The 20,482-nt window shown below is 72.8% G+C and carries 18 protein-coding genes; 7 read left to right on the top strand and 11 right to left on the bottom strand.

Annotation, left to right across the window (positions count from 1 at the left end):
* Window positions 1-443: 443 nt before the first annotated feature.
* Window positions 444-2,003, top strand: a complete 1,560-nt coding sequence (gene guaA / locus FHX45_RS12440; protein ID WP_167100348.1) for a glutamine-hydrolyzing GMP synthase — start codon at window positions 444-446, stop codon at window positions 2,001-2,003.
* A 44-nt stretch (window positions 2,004-2,047) separates the two neighbouring features.
* On the opposite strand, the gene FHX45_RS12435 is transcribed toward guaA, so the two are convergent.
* Together FHX45_RS12435 and FHX45_RS12430 are read right to left on the bottom strand one after the other, a co-directional pair.
* Entirely contained in the window at window positions 2,048-2,287 is a 240-nt protein-coding gene (locus FHX45_RS12435; protein WP_167100345.1) for a hypothetical protein, read from the bottom strand.
* Window positions 2,280-3,512, bottom strand: a complete 1,233-nt coding sequence (locus FHX45_RS12430; protein WP_208405903.1) for a PspC domain-containing protein — start codon at window positions 3,510-3,512, stop codon at window positions 2,280-2,282. The genes FHX45_RS12435 and FHX45_RS12430 overlap by 8 nt, the downstream gene beginning before the upstream one ends.
* Before the next feature lie 115 nt (window positions 3,513-3,627).
* On the opposite strand from FHX45_RS12430, the gene FHX45_RS12425 reads away from it, so the two are divergent.
* The gene (locus tag FHX45_RS12425) at window positions 3,628-4,968 is read left to right on the top strand and encodes an ATP-binding protein (RefSeq protein ID WP_167100342.1); all 1,341 of its coding nucleotides are present in this window, start codon (window positions 3,628-3,630) and stop codon (window positions 4,966-4,968) included.
* Window positions 4,965-5,639 carry a response regulator gene (locus tag FHX45_RS12420; protein ID WP_167100339.1) on the top strand — a complete coding sequence of 225 codons (675 nt, stop codon included), beginning with the start codon at window positions 4,965-4,967 and terminating at the stop codon, window positions 5,637-5,639. Before FHX45_RS12425 ends, FHX45_RS12420 begins: the two co-directional genes overlap by 4 nt.
* Here the strand turns inward: FHX45_RS12420 and FHX45_RS12415 are convergent.
* Window positions 5,597-6,517 carry an EamA family transporter gene (locus tag FHX45_RS12415; RefSeq protein ID WP_167100336.1) on the bottom strand — a complete coding sequence of 307 codons (921 nt, stop codon included), beginning with the start codon at window positions 6,515-6,517 and terminating at the stop codon, window positions 5,597-5,599. The genes FHX45_RS12420 and FHX45_RS12415 overlap by 43 nt on opposite strands.
* 83 nt (window positions 6,518-6,600) lie before the next feature.
* Here FHX45_RS12415 and FHX45_RS12410 point away from each other — a divergent pair, with 83 nt between their 5' ends.
* Entirely contained in the window at window positions 6,601-7,512 is a 912-nt protein-coding gene (locus FHX45_RS12410) for a LysR family transcriptional regulator (protein ID WP_167100333.1), read from the top strand.
* Here FHX45_RS12410 and FHX45_RS12405 read toward each other — a convergent pair.
* From FHX45_RS12405 to FHX45_RS12375, 7 genes are all read right to left on the bottom strand, one after another.
* Window positions 7,490-8,431, bottom strand: coding sequence for a protein kinase domain-containing protein (locus tag FHX45_RS12405; protein WP_167100330.1), 942 nt, complete (start codon window positions 8,429-8,431; stop codon window positions 7,490-7,492). The two genes, FHX45_RS12410 and FHX45_RS12405, sit on opposite strands and share 23 nt — an antisense overlap.
* An 81-nt stretch (window positions 8,432-8,512) precedes the next feature.
* Window positions 8,513-10,042, bottom strand: a complete 1,530-nt coding sequence (locus tag FHX45_RS12400) for a protein kinase domain-containing protein (RefSeq protein WP_167100325.1) — start codon at window positions 10,040-10,042, stop codon at window positions 8,513-8,515.
* A gap of 183 nt (window positions 10,043-10,225) precedes the next feature.
* Window positions 10,226-11,068 carry a hypothetical protein gene (locus FHX45_RS12395; RefSeq protein WP_167100322.1) on the bottom strand — a complete coding sequence of 281 codons (843 nt, stop codon included), beginning with the start codon at window positions 11,066-11,068 and terminating at the stop codon, window positions 10,226-10,228.
* A gap of 163 nt (window positions 11,069-11,231) precedes the next feature.
* Complete coding sequence (locus tag FHX45_RS12390; RefSeq protein WP_243869017.1) at window positions 11,232-12,401, bottom strand: hypothetical protein; 1,170 nt, start codon at window positions 12,399-12,401, stop codon at window positions 11,232-11,234.
* Window positions 12,402-12,628: 227 nt separating this feature from the next.
* Window positions 12,629-12,934, bottom strand: a complete 306-nt coding sequence (locus FHX45_RS12385; RefSeq protein WP_167100319.1) for a hypothetical protein — start codon at window positions 12,932-12,934, stop codon at window positions 12,629-12,631.
* A 63-nt stretch (window positions 12,935-12,997) separates the two neighbouring features.
* A complete protein-coding gene (locus tag FHX45_RS12380) occupies window positions 12,998-13,303 on the bottom strand; it encodes a chorismate mutase (protein ID WP_167100317.1) in 306 nt (101 codons plus the stop codon).
* Window positions 13,304-13,467: 164 nt separating this feature from the next.
* Complete coding sequence (locus FHX45_RS12375; protein ID WP_167100314.1) at window positions 13,468-13,863, bottom strand: DUF1707 SHOCT-like domain-containing protein; 396 nt, start codon at window positions 13,861-13,863, stop codon at window positions 13,468-13,470.
* 110 nt (window positions 13,864-13,973) lie between these two features.
* On the opposite strand from FHX45_RS12375, the gene pcrA reads away from it, so the two are divergent.
* Both pcrA and FHX45_RS12365 read left to right on the top strand, forming a co-directional pair.
* Window positions 13,974-16,379, top strand: a complete 2,406-nt coding sequence (gene pcrA / locus FHX45_RS12370; RefSeq protein WP_167100311.1) for a DNA helicase PcrA — start codon at window positions 13,974-13,976, stop codon at window positions 16,377-16,379.
* 161 nt (window positions 16,380-16,540) lie between these two features.
* Entirely contained in the window at window positions 16,541-16,792 is a 252-nt protein-coding gene (locus FHX45_RS12365; RefSeq protein WP_167100308.1) for a hypothetical protein, read from the top strand.
* A 19-nt stretch (window positions 16,793-16,811) separates the two neighbouring features.
* Here FHX45_RS12365 and FHX45_RS12360 read toward each other — a convergent pair whose 3' ends face one another.
* Window positions 16,812-17,492: a peptidoglycan DD-metalloendopeptidase family protein gene (locus tag FHX45_RS12360; RefSeq protein ID WP_167100305.1), complete on the bottom strand. Its 681-nt coding sequence runs from the start codon at window positions 17,490-17,492 to the stop codon at window positions 16,812-16,814.
* Between the two features lie 638 nt (window positions 17,493-18,130).
* Here FHX45_RS12360 and FHX45_RS12355 point away from each other — a divergent pair.
* Entirely contained in the window at window positions 18,131-20,437 is a 2,307-nt protein-coding gene (locus FHX45_RS12355) for a hypothetical protein (protein ID WP_167100302.1), read from the top strand.
* The last annotated feature ends 45 nt before the right edge of the window (window positions 20,438-20,482 follow it).

Genomic DNA, 20,482 nt, shown 5'->3' with positions numbered 1-20,482 from the left:
CCTGACGGAGCGTGGTTCGGGTCTCGCCGCGTCCACCGCATCGGGTGAATCGGCGCCCGGGATGCCCGCACCGGCGGAGCCGGGAACAACTTCGGTGGCAGGTCCGTTGTACAGAGCGGTCGGTGCGGTCCGTGTCCCCCGGGCCTCACCATTTCAGCCGTCAGGGAATACCGGTTCGGCCGGAGCCCTGTTCGGACCTTTCGCCGAGAGGCGACCGCCGTGCCGGCCACCCAAGCCGCGAAGGCCCCGGACCACGCGTCCGGGGCCTTCGTCGTGCCTGCTACAGCCGCCGGCCTGGAGGCTGGTCCTGACCGGGATCGAGGTCGGGCTGCCGCCGGTGTTCTTCTGGCTGGCGCGGAAGCCGCCCCGGCCCCGTCCCGGGGTGCACGTGACTCAGCCCACCTGGGACGATGGAAGACACACGTCGTCCTGATGGAGGTCCGGTGTCCAATCCGAGCGGTCCGGTGCTCGTCGTCGACTTCGGCGCGCAGTACGCGCAGCTGATCGCCCGCCGCGTCCGCGAGGCGCAGGTGTACTCCGAGGTGGTGCCGCACACGGCGCCGGTCGACGAGATCCTCGCGAAGAACCCGTCGGCGATCGTCCTGTCCGGCGGCCCGGCCAGCGCCTACTCGCCCGACGCGCCCGGGATGGACCCGGAGCTGGCCAAGGCCGGGGTGCCGATCTTCGGCATCTGCTACGGCTTCCAGGTCCTCGCCCAGGCGCTCGGCGGCACGGTCGAGGCGACCGGCCGGCGCGAGTACGGCCGCACCGAGGTGCACATCGCGGCCGACGGTGGCGTCCTGCACCGCGAGCTGCCCGAGCGGCACCAGGTGTGGATGAGCCACGGCGACAGCGTCACGAAGCCGCCCGCCGGAGCGCAGGTCACCGCGACCTCGGAGGGCGCGGCCGTGGCCGCGTACGAGAACGTCGAGGACCGCATCGCGGGTGTCCAGTACCACCCGGAGGTGCTGCACTCGCCGCACGGCCAGGAGGTGCTGCGCCGCTTCCTGCACGACATCGCCGGCCTCAAGCCGGAGTGGACCACGGCCTCCATCGTCGAGGAGCAGATCGCCCGCATCCGCGAACAGATCGGCGAGGACGGCCGCGCGATCTGCGGGCTGTCCGGCGGGGTCGACTCCGCGGTGGCCGCCGCGCTGGTCCAGCGGGCCATCGGCGACCGGCTGACCTGCGTCTTCGTCGACCACGGCCTGCTGCGCACCGGCGAGCGGGCCCAGGTCGAGCGGGACTTCGTCGCGGCCACCGGGGTGAAGCTGGTGACCGTGGACGCCCGGGAACGCTTCCTGGACGCCCTCGCCGGCGTCACCGATCCCGAGGAGAAGCGCAAGATCATCGGCCGCGAGTTCATCCGCGTCTTCGAGCAGGCCGAACGCGACCTCAAGGCCGTGGGCGACTACCGGTTCCTCGTGCAGGGCACGCTGTACCCCGACGTCGTCGAATCCGGTGGCGGCACCGGTGCGGCCAACATCAAGAGCCACCACAACGTCGGCGGCCTGCCCGAGGACCTGCAGTTCGAGCTGGTCGAGCCGCTACGGCTGCTGTTCAAGGACGAGGTCCGCCGCGTCGGGCTGGAGCTGGGCCTGCCGGAGACGATCGTGCACCGCCAGCCGTTCCCCGGCCCCGGGCTGGGCATCCGGATCATCGGTGAGGTCACCGCGGACCGGCTGGAGACGCTGCGGGCGGCCGACGCCATCGCACGCGAGGAGCTGACCGCCGCCGGCCTGGACCGGGACATCTGGCAGTGCCCCGTGGTGCTGCTCGCGGACGTCCGCAGCGTCGGCGTCCAGGGCGACGGCCGCACCTACGGCCACCCGGTCGTGCTGCGGCCGGTGTCCAGCGAGGACGCGATGACGGCCGACTGGACCCGTCTGCCCTACGACGTGCTGGAGCGCATCTCCACCCGGATCACCAACGAGGTCGCGGAGGTCAACCGGGTCGTGCTGGACGTGACCAGCAAGCCACCGGGCACCATCGAGTGGGAGTGACCGGAAAAGGCGGGAGCCGCGGCTCCCGCCTTTTCCGTTTCTGGTCACTTGCGCCGGCCGCCGCGCATCGAGGCGGCCAGCATCACTACCCCGACGAACACCGCGCCGCCGGCCAGCACCCACTTCAGGTCGAACGACGGCAGCCACCCCGCGCCGTCGGACAGGACGTAGGCCGAGACCAGCAGCGTCGCGACGCCGAGGATCAGCGTGAACACATCCACGCCGCGCCGCCGCTCCGGTGCGGTCTCCGTGCTGTAGGAGTACGGGTTTTCCTGGTCAGCCACGACGCACCTCCGCTGTTCCCGCACCCTGGTCCACCTTCAGGGTGAGCTGCAACCCGCCCGGGCCGTCCGGGCCGTAGTCGACGCCGGTCAGCGACCTGACCCCGAGGCCGGAGCTCTCGCGGCCGAAGCAGTCCACGGTCCCGGCCTGCGACTGGCACGTGTAGGTCACATCGGCCGTGGCGGGCACCCGGACCGTCGTGTCGCCCGCACCGAGGTGCACCTCGGTCGCCACCGGCACGTCCGCGGGCAGGCCGGTCAGGTCCAGGTCGATCGTCCCGGCCGTGTGCTGGTAGCTCGGCAGCACCTGCGCCGCGGTCGCGGGCCGGGCCGTCAGGCCGCCCATCCCGCCCGAGTAGCCGCTCAGCGACGTCGACGTCAGCACGACACCCACGATCGACAGCGGCACCGCCAGGAGCACCAGCTTGCGCCCGGCGCCGGCGAACGCGCCGGCCACCATTCCGACACCCAGCACACCGAGCACCAGGCCGATGACGTGCGGCGCGGAGAACCACGTGGCGCCGGTCGAGCCGAGCGCCGTTCCCGCACCGGCCACCAGCAAAGCCAGCGCGAACGCGGTCACGCCGATCTTGCTCCGCCGATGCGGCACGCGCGGCGGTGGCGGCGGGGCCGGCGCCGGGATGGGATCCGGGAGGTCCCAGGCCATCGGGTCCGCGGCCAGCGGATCCCAGCCTGAGTCACTCGTCCGGGTGGCGCCCGGGCCGGACATCGAGAACGCCGCCGTGGCCGAGCGGGTCACCGGCACCGGCCGGTAGAGGTGCCCGCGCCCGCGGTGCAGCAGGTACAGCGCCGTGACCATCATCGCCGCCCCGATGATGCCGCCCCCGTCGAACCAGCCCCCGGCGAACGCCCAGCTGGACAGCGGGAAGAACAGGACCGCCAGCACGATCGTCAGTGCCTTGCTCATCGAGCTGCGGCCCTGGCCGAACAACGACTCGACCGGCGACACCTCGTCGCCCTCGGCCGGGAACAGCAGCCAGCACAGCAGGTAGAGCGAGGCGCCGACACCGCCGAAGACGGTCGCCGTCACGAACGCCACCCGCACGATCACCGGGTCGATGCCGTACCGGTTGCCGATGGCCGCCGCCACACCGCCGATCTTGCCGCCCCGCGCGGGACGGCGCGGGCGGCTGGCCCAGAAGTCCTTCACGGTCTCCTCGAAACCGCTCAGGCCGTGCGGTTTCGGAGCCTCTGCCGTGTCGTTCATGGTGACGAGGATGGTGCAGCGGGCCGCCCGCGCACATCGGGGAACGACCCTGAGATTTCGCGGGTGGCGATCCCGGGGGAATTCCCCGATGGATCGTGTTCGCCGCCGTGCCACCATGGATCACGTGCAGGAAGAGTCCCGGACCGAGACCGTCATGCCGCTACCGCGTCCCGCGGGTGAGACGGCCGTGACGGCGGCTGCCGGGACGGAGCTGGCGGAGGCCGACGAGCGGCCCAAGCTGTACCGCCGCCGGTCGAGCCGCATCGTCGCGGGCGTGGCCTCCGGCCTCGCCGACCACCTCGGCGTGAAGGTGCTGTGGGTGCGCGCGGTCTTCGCGGTGCTGGCCGCCTTCGGCGGGGCCAGCCTGGTGGCCTACGGGTTGCTGTGGGTGTTCGTGCCGCAGCAGCGCCGCGAGGAGGCCGACGCGCCGTCCACGCCCAAGGAGAAGCAGCAGGCGATCGGCCTGCTCGTCCTGGGCATCGGCCTGCTGGTCGCCGGTGGTGCGATCACCGGCGCGATCAACGGGTGGGTCGCGGTGCCGCTGGCGCTCGCCCTCGTCGGTGCCGCCGTCGTCTGGCGAGAGGCGGACGAGTCCCAGCGCCGCCGCTGGCGGGAAGGCGCGCGCTCCAGCGTCGCGGGCGTGGTCCTGGGTGGCGGCGGGTGGTCGGCCGCGATCCGCGTCCTGGCCGGCGTGGCGCTGGTGATCGCCGGCATCGCCGTCGTGGTGCTGCGCAGCGGCACGCTCGGCCAGGTGCAGTTCGCACTGATCTCGGTGCTCGCGACCCTGGTCGGGGTGGCCGTGCTGACCGTGCCGTTCTGGCTGCGGATGGTGCGGGACCTGGGGGAGGAGCGGCGCGCCCGGATCCGCACCGAGGAGCGCGCGGAGATCGCGGCGCACCTGCACGACTCGGTGCTGCAAACCCTCGCGCTGATCCAGAAGCAGGCCGAGGCGCCGAAGGAGGTGGCCCGGCTGGCGCGCAGCCAGGAACGCGAGCTGCGCGGCTGGCTGTACGGCCCGGCCGGCTACGGCGCGCCGAAGAACGTCGGCGGCGGCCGCCTGTCGGAGGCCGTCGCGACCGCGTGCGGCGAGGTCGAGGACACCTTCGCGATCTCGGTTTCGCAGGTCGTGGTGGGTGACGCCGAGCTGGACGACCGCCTCGTCGCGCTGGTGCTGGCCGCTCGCGAGGCGATGGTCAACGCGGCCAAGCACGCGGGCGTCGACGAGGTGAGCGTGTACGCGGAGGTGGAGCCCACCGCGGTGACCGTGTTCGTGCGCGACCGGGGCAAGGGCTTCGACCCGGACAGCGTGTCGGAGGACCGGCATGGCCTGGCCGATTCGATCCGGGGCAGGATGGAGCGCAACGGCGGCACGGTACGGCTGCGCACGGCGCCGGGGGACGGGACAGAGGTGCAGCTGGAAATGCCGATCAAAGCCGAATCCGGAGGGACGCGTTGAGCGAGACACCGCAGCCGAAAGCCCCTATCAGCGTGTTCCTGGTGGACGACCACGCGCTGTTCCGGGCCGGGGTGCGCACCGAACTGGACTCGATCACCGACGAGGTGCGGGTGGTGGGTGAGGCCGGTTCGGTCGCCGAGGCGGTCGCCGGCATCGTCCGCACGAAGCCGCAGGTCGTGCTGCTCGATGTGCACATGCCCGAGGGCGGCGGCGCCGAGGTGCTCCGCCGGGTGCGCAAAGAGCTGCCGGACGTCGTGTTCCTGGCGCTGTCGGTGTCCGACGCGGCCGAGGACGTCATCGCGGTCATCCGTGCCGGAGCGCGCGGGTACGTCACCAAGACGATCTCCTCGAAGGAGCTGGTCCGCGCGATCGCCCGCGTCGCGGAGGGCGACGCGGTGTTCTCGCCGCGGCTCGCCGGGTTCGTGCTGGACGCGTTCGCCGACCGGCCGGGTTCCGCGCCGATCAGCGACCCGGAGCTGGATCTGCTGACCCCGCGCGAGCGGGACGTCCTGCGCCTGCTCGCGCGCGGCTACGCCTACAAGGAGATCGCCTCGGAGCTGTTCATCTCCGTGAAGACCGTCGAAACGCACGTCTCCAGCGTCCTGCGCAAGACCCAGATGTCGAACCGCTACGAGCTCTCCCGCTGGGCCTCCGACCGCAGGCTGGTCTGAACCACGACCCGGCGCCGCACGCGGGTGAGCGCGACACCGGCCAGCACGACGGCCACTCCGGTCAGCACACGCGGGTTGAGGGATTCGCCGAGGACGAGCGTGCCGAGGACCAGGGACACCACGGGCAGCAGGTAGCCGACGACGGACACCGTGACCGCGCTCTCGGTCGCCAGCAGCCGGTAGTTCAGCGCGAACGCGACCCCGGTCGAGAACACCCCGAGGACGACCACGGCGATCACCGGCGCGGGGGACAAGTGGACCGGTGCCGTCCCGCCGACCGGCATCGTGAGCACCGTGAGTCCGGTGGCGGCGCTCATCTGGGCTCCCGCGACCGCGACCGGCGACGAGCCCGTGGCGGACAGGTACTTGCCCTCGTAGACGTTCACGAAACCGTAGCTCACCGCGGCGGCGACGCAGGCCAGAGCGCCCCAGCTGAGCAGGCCGGACTCCTGCCACGGCGCGAAGATCAGCACGCTGCCGGCCAGGCCGACGAGCAGCCCGGCGAGCTTCGGTGGGCCGAGCCGGCGCTCGGTGCCCACCAACAGCGCCATGACCAGCGTCCACAGCGGGACGGTCGCGTTCAGCACACCGGTGATGCCGGAGCTGACGGTCCGCTCGCCGACCGCGATCAGCAGGAACGGCAGCGCGTTGTGGAACAACGCCGCGACGAGCAGGTGCCGCCAGATCCGGCGGCCGGCCGGGAGCCGGTCGCCCGCGCCGTAGCAGAGCCCGACCAGGACCGCGCTGCCCAGCGCCGTGCGGATGAGCACGAGCTGCACCGGCGTGAACGCGGTCAGCCCGATCTTGATCCAGAGGAAGCTCGATCCCCACATCAGCGCCAGCGCACCCAGGCGCAGCAGAGTCTTCAGTTCACCCACGACTCCACCATCGCGGGCGGGGACCCGTAAGGACAAGCGAAAATTGCTACACGTCGGCGTTAGCAAAACTGTAGGATCGGGTCATGCTCGACGTCCGGCGACTCCAGGTGCTGCGGGCCGTGATAGCGGGCGGCTCGATCAGTGCCGCCGCCCGGAACCTCGGCTACACCCCGTCCGCGATCAGCCAGCAGCTGTCCACTTTGGAGCGCGAGGCGGGCGCGCTCCTGCTGGAACGGGTCGGCCGCGGTGTGCGACCCACGCCCGCGGGCGCGTTGCTGTCCGCGCACGCCGAGGCGTTGTCCGTCCAGCTGTCCAAGGCCGAGGCGGAGCTGGCCGATCTGAAGGCGGGCCGCACCGGTCGCCTGGCGATCCGCTACTTCGCGACCGCCGGTGCGTCGCTGGTGCCCCCGGCGGTGGCGGCGCTGCGCAGCGAGTATCCCGGTGTGCAGCTGGACCTGCGGCTCCTCGAACCCGGGGAGGCGTTGTCGCAGGTGGAAAACGGTGACGCCGACGTGGCGATCGTGGTGTTCCACGGTGAGTACCGCAAGGCCGGGGTCGAGCAGTACCACCTGCTCGACGACCCGTACCGGGTGACGCTGCCGAAGACGCACCCGCTCGCGCGCAAGAAGGTGGTGGACCTCACCGACCTGGCGGACGAGCCGTGGATCAACAACGAAGTCACCCCCGGCCCCTGCCGGGACGTGCTCATGGCGGCCTGCGGAGCCGCCGGTTTCGTGCCGAACTTCGCGATGGAGTGCGAGGACTACGCCACGGCGCAGGGCTTCGTCGCGGCCGGGCTGGGAATCAGCCTGGTTCCCGTGCTCGGCCTGGGCGCGCCGCAACCGGGCGCGGTGGTCCGCCGGATCCGCAACCCGGAACCGATCCGCCCGATCCACGCCGTCGTCGCGACCCGGTCGCGCGACCAACCGGCCGTCCGGCACCTCATCGAGGTGCTCAAAACCCGCGGGGCCCCTAGAGGAACAGCAGCTGGGTGACCCCGATCCCGATCGCGGCGGCGGCCAGCACCGCCATGGTCGCGAGGATCAGCTGGCGCACCCGCGCCGGGGACAGGTTGACCACCGGCTGCCGCGGCGGCGGGGGCGGCGGCTGGGCCCGGAACGCGGGCACCGTAGGCAACGCGGGCGCGGTCGGCGGGATGAAGGCCGTCTGCCGTCCCTGGGTGATGGCCTGGAACGAGGTGATGCTGTCGCCCAGCGTCGGGCGGCTCAGCGGGTCCTCGCGCAGCAGCTTCATCAGGGCCGGGGCGAGTACACCGGCCTTCTCGGGTTGCCGCAGCGGCCCGTTGCCGTGCTCGCCGTACGGCGGCACGCCCTCGACAGCGGTGTACAGCGTCGCGCCCAGGGAGAACACGTCGGTGGCCGGTGCCGCGGTCGCTCCGCGGGACAGCTCCGGCGCCCGGTAGGCCGGGTTGAACCCCGCGCCGGTGAACCCGATGTCGGTGACCTTGACGCCGCCGTCGTCGGCGAGCAGCACGTTGCCCGGCTCGAGACCGCGGTGCACGACGCCGGCCTGGTGGGCCGCGGCCAGCGCGGACGCCAGCTGGATACCCAGGAACGCGGTCTGCTCCGGGGTCAGGGTGCCGTACTCGGTGAGGAAATCCGCCATGTTGCGGGACGGCACGTACTCCATGACCAGCCACGGGTCCGGCCCGTCCCGGAACACGTCGTAGACACCGATCGCGCAATTGTGCTGGATCCGCATCGCCGCGCGGCCCTCGTCCATCGCGGTGGCGACGGCCTGCTCGCTGTGCCCCGGCGCGACGGACATCTTCTTCGCGGCGACGGTGCGGTTCAGCTGTGTGTCGTACGCCAGCCAGACAATCCCGGCCCGCCCGCGACCGATCGGCTGATCCAGCCGGTACCGGCCGCCGACGAGTGCGTCCTCAGTACCCACTACACCCTCTCGTCGTCCCGGCGTGTCGGATGGTTCCCCACCACCCTACTGACTGACCCTGAAGGTTTCCGGCGGTCGTTGTTACGGGTTGCCGTTCGACGACGACGGCGCCGGCACGTCTTCGATCGACGACTTCTCCGGCGTCGAGGTCTGGACCACCGTCTTCGACGCGCTCGACTTGGGCGGCGAGGTGGGCCGCTCCTCGACGCTCCCCTCCGAGCTGCTGCGGCGCGAACCGGGGGACTTCGTCGGCACGTCATCGAACTGGCTCGGCCTGCCCGCGGTCGGCGTCCAGTCCTCCGTCTTCCACGTCGACGAGCTGGTCAGGGGCGCCGGGACCTCCGGCTGGTGGGTCCCGGTGGTGTTGGCGGTGTTGCCGTGCGAGTCGCCGAACAACCAGAATCCGAGGGCCACCAGCCCGGCCACCACCACGGCACCGATGGCCGCCGGGACCTTCCACTTGCCCGGCTTGGCCTCGTCGTCCTCGTCCGTGGCAGGAGCGGGCTCGTCGTCGTAGCCGGCCGGGGCCGCACGGGTCGCGCCCTGGCGGTCGTAGTCCTCCTCGGGGTAGGCCGAGGTGGGGGCGTAGTCGTCGTACTCGTCGTAGAACTGGTTGCCCGCCGCACCCAGAGTGCCTGCCTGCTGGCCGAAGTTGTCACCACGAAACGCTCGCGTGGTACCGGCACCCGCCGCCGCGCCGAGCGCTCCGGCGGCCAGCGCACCGCCCGCCAGCGCCCCGCCCGAGGGCGCGAACCGGGTCTCGCCCGCCGGACCGCCCAGCGGGGTCTCACCGCGGGCCACCGCGGCGAGCAGCTCCTCCGCCTCCGCGGCGGTCGGCCGGTGCCGGGTCTCGGGGTGCAGCAGCACGGCCAGCACGCTCGCCAGCGGGCCGGACTGCCGCGGGGGGTTGATCTGCCCCGCGGCGACCGCGTGCAGCAGGCTCAGGGTGTTCTCGCTCAGCCCGAACGGGGGCTGGCCCTCGCACGCCGCGTACAGCGTCGAGCCGAGCGAGAAGACGTCCGCCTCCGGGCCGGGGTCGCCACCGATCGCGACCTCCGGCGCCAGGTAGGCCGGGGTGCCGGCGATCATCCCGGTCTTGGTGACCGTGACGTCGTCCTTGGCCCGCGAGATACCGAAGTCGGTGATCTTCACCACGCCGTTGTCGGCGAGCAGGATGTTGCCCGGCTTGATGTCGCGGTGCACGATGCCGACGGCGTGCGCCTCCTTGAGCGCTGCGGCGATCTGGGCGCCGACGCGCGCGACCTCACGCGGCGGCAGGGTCTTCCGCTCCCGCAGCAGCTCGGCGAGGCTGGTCGACGGCAGGTACTCCATGACCAGGCACGGGTGGCCGTTGTCGTCGGTGACCACGTCGAACACGGAGATCGCGTTGGGGTGGTGCAACCGCGCGGCGATCCGGCCCTCGCGCATGGTGCGCTGCTTGGCGTCCTCGGCCTCGTGCGGGTCCAGCCCCGGCTGCAGGAGCAGCTGCTTGATCGCGACCGCTCGTCCGAGCAGCTCGTCGTGCGCCTGCCACACCGTACCCATGGCGCCGGTGCCGATTCGCCGTTCGATCCGGTACCGGCCGGCGACCAGGCGACCCTCGTCGCTCACGCGACCTCCTTCGGGGCTGTTTCAGGGCGTGACGCAGTGCCGCACGCCTGGGAGCCTCTGCACGTAGCTCGGCCCGTAGGCCGGTTTGGCCAGATCCGTTTCGGTCAAGGCTAGGGTGCTCACTCTGCGCACATGCATCCGGCACTGTCTGGCGTGGGAAGACCACGCCTGGTATAGCAGCCGCTACAGCTCCTCGGCGGCCAGCAGGACCGCCTCCGAGATGCTGCGGCCGGTCCGGTCCAGGCCGAATTGCTGCGTCACCCGCAGCCGGGTGCCGTCGTCGCGGCGCATCAGCACCACCGCGAGCACCGACCCGTCGGGCTGCACGTGCGCGTCGGTCACCTCGACCTGGCGCATGGTGCTCCACGCCCGCACGAGGTCCCCGGCCTCCTCCCCGGCCAGTGCCGGGCTGAGCAGGTCCAGCGCCTTCTCCGGCGCGTTGTCCACCCGCCGGTAGAACTCGCGGACCACCGCGAGCTTCTGCCCCGCGGTCGGCGCGGGTGCCGTGGTCGTCGGCGCGGCGGAGTCACCCGGTGCGGCCAGGGCACCGGCCGCCGGTGTCTGCGTCTGGGCCACCGGCGCCGGAGCGGCCGAGCTGGTCCCGACCGGTGCGTGACCGGCGGCGTTACCGCCGCGGCGCGCCTGCGGCGTCCCGGTCGACACGAACCCGCCCAGCGCTGCGACTCCGGTGATCTGCGGCGGAACCGGTGCGGCTGGTGCCGCCGACTGGTCCCGTCCGCGGCTGAGGACCGACGACGCGACGACGGCGCCGACGAGCAACGTGCCTGCCATGGTCAGCCCGGTGAGCTTGGCGAGCTTCGCGCCCCGGCTCTCCGGCTCCCGCTGCGGCTCGGTCCTGTTCCGGACGCGCGGGGGCGGCAGGTACTTCCGCGGTTCGCGGAACACCTGGGTGAGGTACTCGCGGTCGACCATCTCGTTGTCGAGGATCTCGGGGGAGATCAGCTCCTCGACGCGGAGGGCCTCCGGCGCGCGGGTTTCGCGCCGCCGTTCGTGTGCGACTCTCATGGACCTGTCGTCTGGATCTTCCGTGTCGCGGGGACTGGCCGGGGTTTGTCGTGCTGTTCATCAGCGAACCCCGGCCGCGCGTTACCGGCCACCCACGATCGGTGGAGGGCAGTCACGGCACGACGAACGGTAGCGGTCGTCACCCACCTGGCGCAGTCGGGCTTCAGGCATCGTCGCTGGTGATCTTGCCACCGGCGAACTCGAGCGTGCGTTCCTCGGTGACCTGCCGGCCGTCCTTGTAGACGGTCTGCACGGTGCACACCGTCTTGCCGTCGTACTGGTGCACCCGGATGTGCTTGACCTCGAAGTAGGCCACCTGCGCGTACTTGCGCTGGAGGCCCTCGGCGCCCTCCTGCCGCAGCTCACCGCCGGTCATCTCCTGCGCTGCCTCGGCGTTCTCGGTGACCGTGTCGAGGTAGCTCTGCGATGTGCTCGCCAGCTTCTTCGGGTCCTCCTGGGTGAACGTGAACCGGGTCGGGTCCGCGTCGTAGGGCGCGGGCGACGGCGGCGGCTTGCGCGGGACGGCCGGGGTGGTGGCAGCGGGCGGCGCGGTGGCCGGTTCGGTCGCCGGGCCGGTGGACGAGGTGCTCTCGACCGTGCTCCGGCCGGGTGCGCGCACGCCGGCGCTCCCGGTCGGCCCGGCATCCGCGGAGACCGGCTCGGGATCCGGGGACGTCGCTTCGCCGTGGGGTGTGCTCGCCGTGGTGCGGCTCTCGTCGCCGCCGGGGCCGGGCGGCGCGATCTGCTCGCCGGAGAGGGTCGGCACGCCGCCACCGAGGCCGGGGATCCAGCCCCCGCCGGCCTGGTCGGGCGCCGGTTTGGCGACGAACGCCGAGCCGGCGAACATCAGCGCCACGACCACGCCACCGGACGAGGCGGTGGCGAACCAGGCGGCCTTGCGCCAGCTGCGCGGCGGGGTCACCGACGCGGGCACGTTACCGAGGTCGAACGAACCGAGGCCGGTCGCCGGGGCGACCTCGTAGACCCGCACATCCGTGTCCTCGACGCGGTCGGGGTCGTTCCGGCAGCGCGGCGGCGTCAGCTTGACCTTTGTGCGCCGGGGCGGCTGCTCCGGCGTTTGCCGGGACGGTGCCGCGGGCCCGGCGACGGGCAGCTCACCGTGCGCGGGCGGGAACACCTCGGTCGCGGGGCGGGTGTCCGGGATCAGACCGGTGAGCGCGAGCGAGCCGTGGGCGGGCGGGTCGGCCGGCTCGGGCGCGCGCCCGGCGCCCGCCCGGTGTGCCGGAACGACCGGGGTCCAGGTTCCGGCACCACGTCGGTGCCGGCCGGTCCCGGAACGAGAACTGTCCGTGAATTCGGCCCCGCGCGTCATGCCGTGTGGACACCGCCCTGCGCGCGCTCTGACGCCGGACCCGAGCCAATTCGACCGGATGGAGCAGCCGGTGCAAGTGCTGGTGCACGTTCACCTGCACGCGCGCGGCATTGCGCCGGGCGCGTGGAGGCGAATCCAGGCCGTTCCACGCCATCCAGGGTAAGAGCAGGCGGCAGTTGTCAAAGCGTGAGCCCGCAAGTTCACTCAGTCGGGGCTTTCGCGCTTCGTCAGCCACCGTTTCGGTAGCGCGCCTGGGTGGACTGCAGGGCTTTGGTGGCGACCGCGCCGCTACCCGCGGCGACGATGATCGCGAGAATGTCCATCCCGGTGTTGCCCGAGGTGAACAGCCACGCGAGGAGCGACGCGGCGGTGGTGCCGCCGGCGAGCGCCCACCGGCTGCGCACGTACTGCGCCACCGGTGCACCGCCGGCGCGCTTGTTCGCCGCGTTGTTCAGCAGCGCCAGGTAGCCCACGTGGGCCAGCGAGGCGAGCACACTGGCGATCGCGATGATCACCGCGATGACGTTAATCATGTCTCCAGTGTGCCCGTCCGCCACGCTGTCCGGCCTCCGGGAAACCCCCGGATTCCAATGTTTTCAGCGGCCGAGCCGTCCACGCCCCAGATTCAGCAGGGCCATGGCGAGCTGACGGCCGTCCGGGCCGAGCTCGCGGTAGCGGGCGAGCACGTCCATTTCGCGGTTGTAGACGATGCGGGTGCCGCCCGCGGCCATCCGCGCGGCACCGATGCGGCGGGAGACCTCGACGCGGCGCTTGACGAGCCGCAGGATCTCCGCGTCCAGCCAGTCGATCTCCTTGCGCAGCTCGGCGATCTCCTCGGCCGTCGCCACGGGTTCCCCCGAGGACTCCGGCGAGGTGTCCTTCTCATGTGTCTGTGCGTTCATCGGGCCCTCCGGTCGGTTCCGGACCGCGCGGCCCCGAAGCCGACGAAAGCCCCGGGTCCGCGGACTCCGGGGCTTGCAGTGACGGTGGTGTGGGCACCTACGCGATCACGGGAGCCGGAGTCCGGATCCCGTAGAAAAATCGGTACGCGTGGTGCTGCACGGGATCAGTATGGCACAGCTCGCCGCCGGTAACGGATCGCCGCGTGCGCGAGCAGGCTCACACCCAGCCAGAACAACGGCACCGCCGGCCAGAAGAACGGCGCGCCCGACGCGACGAACCGGACGATGAGCAGCGCCGACAACACGGCCACGACCGCGGCGTGCACCCGCAGCGGCACGGGGAAGCGCGGCGGCCTCGGTGGTTCCGGCGGCGCCGGCCGCGGCAGGTCCTGCGTGAGCGCGGCCAGTTCGTCGAGGTAGGTCGCCGCGTACGCGGCACCCATCCGGTCTTCGGTTTCGGCGAGCGAGAGCCTGCCCTCGCCGCCGGCCTGCTGCAGCCGGCCCGCCACGCGCTCCCGGTCCTGGTCACCGGCCCGCATCCGTTTCGATGGTGTGTTCATGCCGTCGATGGTCCGCCCCGGCGGCGCGCCGCGCGTCCATCCGGTGACGACACCTCGCCGTACGTCCACCGCGGTAAACCGTCGGAGCCCCCGAGTAGCGTGGACAACCGATGAGCACCCTGTTCGACCTCCCCGCCGAGCCGCCCGCGCGTCCCGCGCCGGGCCGCCACGCCGATCTGCTCGCCGACCTCAACCCCGCGCAGCGGGAAGCGGTCACGCACACCGGGGCGCCGCTGCTGGTGGTCGCCGGCGCGGGCTCCGGCAAGACCCGGGTGCTGACCCGGCGCATCGCCTACCTGCTGGCCGAGCGCGGTGTGCACCCCGGCGAGATCATGGCGATCACGTTCACCAACAAGGCCGCGGCCGAGATGCGGGAGCGCGTCGGTGAGCTGGTGGGCAGGCGCGCGAACGCCATGTGGGTGTCCACGTTCCACTCGATGTGCGTGCGGCTGCTGCGGCGCGAGGCGAAGACGCTCGACATGTCGTCGAACTTCTCGATCTACGACGCCGACGACACGCGCCGCCTGGTCACCCTCGTCGCGCGGGACCTGGACATCGACCCCAAGCGCTACCCGGCCCGCGCGCTCGCGGTGCACATCTCCAACCACAAGAACGAGCTGACCGACCCGGAGGACGCCACGGCGAAGGCGTCCAACGACCTGGAGCGCCGGGTCGCCGAGGTCTACACCGAGTACCAGCGGCGGCTGCGGCTGGCGAACGCGTTCGACTTCGACGACCTGATCATGCGCACGGTCGAGCTGTTCCAGGCCTTCCCCGACGTGGCCGAGCACTACCGCCGCCGGTTCCGGCACGTCCTGGTCGACGAGTACCAGGACACCAACCACGCCCAGTACACGCTGGTCCGGGAGCTGGTGGGGACCACTCGGACCGAGGGCGGTGTCGAGCCGGCGGAGCTGTGCGTGGTCGGTGACGCCGACCAGTCGATCTACGCGTTCCGCGGCGCCACCATCCGCAACATCGAGGAGTTCGAGCGGGACTTCCCGGACGCCCGCACCATCCTGCTGGAGCAGAACTACCGCTCCACCCAGACCATCCTGTCCGCCGCCAACGCGGTCATCTCGCGCAACCCGAACCGGCGGGACAAGCGGCTGTGGACCGACTCCGGCGACGGCGAGAAGATCGGCGTCTACGTCGCCGACAACGAGCACGACGAGGCGGCCTTCGTCGCGGGCGAGATCGACGCGCTGGTCGACCAGGGCGAGGCGAAGTACTCCGACGTGGCGGTGTTCTACCGCACCAACAACCAGTCGCGGGTGTTCGAGGAGATCTTCATCCGGCTCGGGCTGCCCTACCGCGTGGTCGGCGGCGTCCGCTTCTACGAGCGCCGCGAGGTGCGGGACGCGCTGGCCTACCTGCGGGTGCTGGCCAACCCGGAGGACACGGTCAGCCTGCGGCGCATCCTCAACGTGCCCAAGCGGGGCATCGGTGAGCGGGCGGAGGCGTGCGTGGCCACCCACGCCGAGCGGGAGCGGATCTCGTTCGCGGCCGCGCTGCGGGACGCGGTGGCCGGCAAGGTGCCGCTGCTCAACCCGCGTTCGCAGAAGGCGATCGCCGGTTTCGTCGAGCTGCTCGACGGGCTGATCGCGCTGGTCGAGGAGGGCGCGGAGGTCGCCGACGTGCTCGAGGCCGTGCTGGAGCGCACGGGTTACCGGGCCGAGCTGGAGGAGTCCGACGACCCGCAGGACGCCTCCCGGGTGGACAACCTGACCGAGCTCGTCACCGTAGCGCGGGAGTTCGCCGAGCAGGCTGCCGAGATGCCGCCGCTCGCCGAGGACGACGCGGGCGTGCCCGAGCCGGGCTCGCTGGCGGCGTTCCTCGAGCGGGTCTCGCTGGTGGCCGACGCGGACTCGGTGCCCACACCGGACTCCGATGGTGAGGAAGAGGACTCCGGGGTGGTCACGCTGATGACCGTGCACACCGCCAAGGGGCTGGAGTACCCGGTGGTGTTCTGCACGGGCTGGGAGGACGGCGTCTTCCCGCACCTGCGGGCCCTGGGCGAGCCCGCCGAGCTGGCCGAGGAGCGGCGGCTGGCGTACGTGGCCATCACGCGGGCGCGCAAGCGGCTGTACCTGAGCCGGGCGATCACGCGCTCCGCGTGGGGACAGCCGATGACGAACCCGGCGTCCCGGTTCTTCGACGAGGTGCCGTCCGAGCTGCTCGACTGGCGCCGGGAGGAGCCGTCGTCGGCCGCGGAGCCGTCGTTCGGCTCGCCCCGGGCGGCGACCACCTGGGGGCGGCGCTCCCGCTTCGGCGAGGACTCCGCGCAGGCCGGCATCGCGGCCCGCGGCATGCGGTCGACGCCGTTCAAGGGCTGGCAGAACACCGTGGCGCTGAAGCTCGAGGTGGGTGACCGCGTCAACCACGACAAGTACGGTCTCGGCACGGTGGTCGAAGCTTCCGGTGAGGGTCCGCGTGCCACGGCCACCATCGATTTCGGCAGCGCCGGCAAGGTGAAGCTGATGCTGATCGGCAGCGTCCCCATGGTGAAGCTGTAGGTCCCGGCCCGGGCCGCTATGTCCTCGCGCCGGCGGCCCGGCTCTCGCTGCCTGGTCCGATCGGGTGATCAGCGGGCCCGGCTCACCGGCCGCCCCGGAATTGTCGGACCCCTCCGCTATACCTGTCTCGAACGGAAGTTCGAACCGGGGGAGGTCGTGGTGTGGGCAGGCAGTGGTTCCCGTACGTGCGGGCAGGCGTCCTGGAGCGGACCGAGCGCATGGTCGCGCGTGCGGTCCGCGATGGGGCATTACCGGCCGGCGAGGCGCTCGTGGTCCTCGCCGCCTGGCAGGCTCTCCTGGAGCGGCACGGCGGGCCGGACGGCCGGTGCCTGCGGTGCCGGGGCACGTCGCGACGGCTGTGCGGGGTCTGGCAGGTCGCGGTGGCCTACTTCCTGCGGCGGCCGGATCCGTGACCGGGCCCGGGAAGGGCCGTCAGAGGTTGATGCCGCGGGCGGCGAGCCAGGGCCGCGGGTCGATCTTGCGGGTGCCGTTCTGCCAGATCTCGAAATGCAGGTGTGGCCCGGTGCTCTGGCCGCGGTTGCCGATCTCGGCGATCTGCTGACCGCACTTGACCTTCTGGCCCTCGCGCACGGAGTAGGTGTTGACGTGGCCGTAGACCTGGATGGTGCCGTCGTCCATCTGGATCCGCACCCACAGGCCGAAGCCGCTCGCCGGGCCGGCCTCGATCACCACGCCGTCGGTCGCGGCGTAGATCGGGGTGCCGATCGAGTTGGCGATGTCGACGCCGAGGTGGCTGGTTCCCCAGCGGGCGCCGAAGCCGGAGGTGAACGTGCCCTTCGCGGGCAGGCAGGTCTTGGGCCGGGCAGCCTCACGGGCCGCGGCGCGGGCGGCTTCGGCGTCGTGGGCCTGCCGGGCCATCGTGACGTTCTCGCTGTCGGTGAGGCGCTGCACCTCAGCCGACGCGTCGGTGAAGTTGGCCGCGGGAAGGATCTCGGGCGCGCCGGTGGGGGCGTCACCACCGAAGGCGAACGACGCGCTCGCGTCTCCGGTGTCGGCCAGGGGAGTCATGTCGGCGTCGGAAGTCTGCGTGGACTGGAGGGTCTGCCCGGCGGCGGCAGCGGCGAACGCGCCGGCCGCAACGGCGGCGACCACGACCCGGCCACGCAGCGCCGAGGAAGGCGCGGGGAGCCGGTGAGCGCCCCGGACCCGGACGACGCCGCCGTCCGCAGCGTCGTCATCGAGTACCGGGGAAGGAGCTTGGCCGCCGGGGGAGCGGTATCGAGCCAAGTCGGGGCCTTCCGTTACTCAGGGGGTCAGCGGGCGGGTTCCGGGCGGGGGATCCCGGAGGGCAACCGTTCGGGGTGGCTGCCCGCCGCCCACATCGTGACCTGACCGTGATGGGGACCCGGGGGACAGTAACGAAGGGATGTGGTCGGCGGCAAGGAGCGGACGCCCGCTGGGCCGAACGTGGCGCGGGAGCTCGCGGCCGATCAGTGTCGATGACACTGGGTAGACGCGATATTCCGCCATTTGTGTGATGTGCGACACGGTTTGTTAGATCGTGGGGTTTCCAGGGCAACCTTCCCGGCTTGCTAGCGTCGGGCGCCGGTGTGGGTGGCGACGCCGCGCGGGACGTGATCACCTGGGTGAGGCGGTCCGCGCCGGGCGCCGGTGCCAGGCACGGGTCTGTTGAGCCAGCGGCTCTGTGTCAGCGGCTCTGGGCCCGTGGCTCCGGACGCCGAGGCCGGCTGTCCTGACCGCTCCTCCGACCCTCGACGACGTGAGATCACATGGACACTGACAGCACCGGTGGCGCGGCTGCCGTGCAGCTCGACGCCACCTCCTACGCCGACACCGTCCCCGGCGGCCGGTCGCCGTCCCCGGCGGCCTACGTGGCCGGGGCGGTGTCGGCCGTGCTGCTCGCCGCGGGTGGCGTGGCGCCGGTGGTGGAGGGCGTGCCGCGGGGTTACGCCAGCGTCCCGCTGCTGGTGGTGCTCGCCGTGGCGCCGATGGTCGTGGTGGCCGTGCTCGCGGTGCGGGGCCGCCACCAGGCGGCCGCGGGCGTGCTGGCAGCGGTGGCGGCCCTCGCCCCCGGGCGGCTGGTGCTCGACCTGATCCTGCTCACGGACCCCCTGCGCGCGGCGCGCCCGGAGCTGTTCCGCCTGCACGCACTGGCCGAGCCCGCCACCGGTGCCGGGTTGTGGTTGCTGCTGGCAGGGCACGTGGTCGCCATCGCGGCCGGTGTGCTGGCCATCCGCGCCGTCGCCCCGAGCGCGGACGCTTCGTGGCCCCCGCCGCCGTCCGCCGCCGCCGAGGCGGTCGCCGCGAAGGCCCGGTGGAACGAGAACCGACCAGCGGCCGGCCGATCCGCTCCCGCCGAGGTGTTGGGTGAGCCGGGTGCCAGCGCAGTGCCGGCGAGCAAGGCGCGTCACGGTGTCACGGCGTCCCTCGCGCACGCGACGGACGCGGAAACCTCCGCCGGCGTACCCGCGACCTCGAGCAGCCCCACCGAGCCCCGTACCGCCGGCAGCGAGCGCACCACCTCTGGCGGTCCCGAGTCAGCTGCCGGTGGCGAGCCCACGGCGGCCGGCCGCGGCGAAGCCACCGGCACCAATGGCGGCCCGGCGGCCCCCACCGCCGGCGGTGCCGGGCGTGCGGCTACCAACGCTGACGGCGGCGAGCGCGCGGCCACCGACGGTCCCGCCGAGCGCGACGGCGCCCGGAGTCGCGCCGGGTCCAGCGGCCCGGCGGCCACCGTCGCCGGGGAGCCCGGTCCCGGTACCCCGGCTTGGCCGGAGGCCGCGCAGCCCGCACCGGCCCGGCGGTCCGGACTGATCCTCGGCCTCGCGGCGGCCGTCGTGGCGGCGGTGGGGCTCATGATGGCGCCCTTCGCGTCCAGTGATGCCTTCCTGCCGGCGGCCGGCGCGTTCGAGGGCCCCGGTCTGGTGCTCGCCGGCAGCCTCCTGCTCGCGTTCGCGTTGCCCGTCGCCACCGTGCTGCTCGCCGGGTCCGGCAGCGCGGTCGCGCGGGGCGGGTTGCTCGGCCTCGGCGTCACCGCGGCCGTCGTCGGGCTGCCGAACCTCGTCGCCGGCCTCAGCCTGCCCGGGGTGCGGCTCTCCGCGGGCCCGATCCTCGTCCTCGTCGGCGCCGCCGGGATGATCGCCGCCGCCTTCCTGCCCACCGCCGCGGCGGACGCCGCACCGGACGACAGCCCGGACGGCAGCGCCGGCGAGATCACCCTGCCCGGCATCCGGCGGCTGCGCATCGTCACCGGTGCCCTCGCCGTGCTCACCGCGGCCGCCGCAGTCGCCGGTGCGCTCACCCCGCAGGTGGTCGTCACCGGCAACTTCGACGGGCCGCCCAGCCCGTCCCGGTGGGCCCTGCTCGCCGCCGGGCTGCTCGTCGGCGTCCTCGGTCTCGTCCTGTTCACCGCCGGCCCGGCCGCCTACGTCCGTCCCGTCCTCTCCGTCGCCTGGGTCACCGTCCCCCTCGCCGGCACCGCGGTCCTCACCATGGCCGTCACCGCCACCGAACTCGGCGCCGGCCTCACCCCCGGCCCGGGTGTGCTGTGGACCGCGCTCGCGATCGCCGGCTCGGCCATCACCGCCTGCTGTTCCGTCGTCGCGGGCATGGTGGAACGCGACGAGACCACCGACCCGGCCACCGCGCTCGGCAACGGCTCGGCCGTCCCCGGCACCGCCCTGCTCGCCCCGCTCGCCGCGGCCGGGATCCTCGCCCTCGCCGCCTTCGGCATCCCGTCGATCCTCGCGACCGACTACGTCGAGCCCGCCCTCTGGACCAGCTTCGGCACACCCTCGTGGGGCCTGCTGGTCGCGCTCCTCACGGTCCTCGGCGCGTGCGTCCTCGCCCCGCGCTGCCGCCCCGCCCGGGCCGCCGCGCTGCTCGCCGGTGCCGCCTGCGTCGCCGCGCTGCGGGCGGCCGAGCTGCCCCTCGCCCGCCACGAGATCGCCGGCGCCCACGCGGGACCCGGCTGGTGGCTGGCGCTGGCGGCTGCCCTGGCCCTCGTCGTCGCCGCCGTGCTGGCCGCGCGTGGGACGACTCACACTCCGAAACCACGCTCTGGATCCATACGGTGACCGAGTTCACCAGATGCGCCGCCCCGAGCCAAAGCGCAGGTCGCT

The organism is Amycolatopsis granulosa, assembly GCF_011758745.1.
Taxonomy (GTDB): Bacteria; Actinomycetota; Actinomycetes; order Mycobacteriales; family Pseudonocardiaceae; genus Amycolatopsis_E; species Amycolatopsis_E granulosa.
The sequence above is the reverse complement of the archived record's forward strand: the minus strand, read 5'-3'. Positions and strand labels throughout refer to the sequence as shown.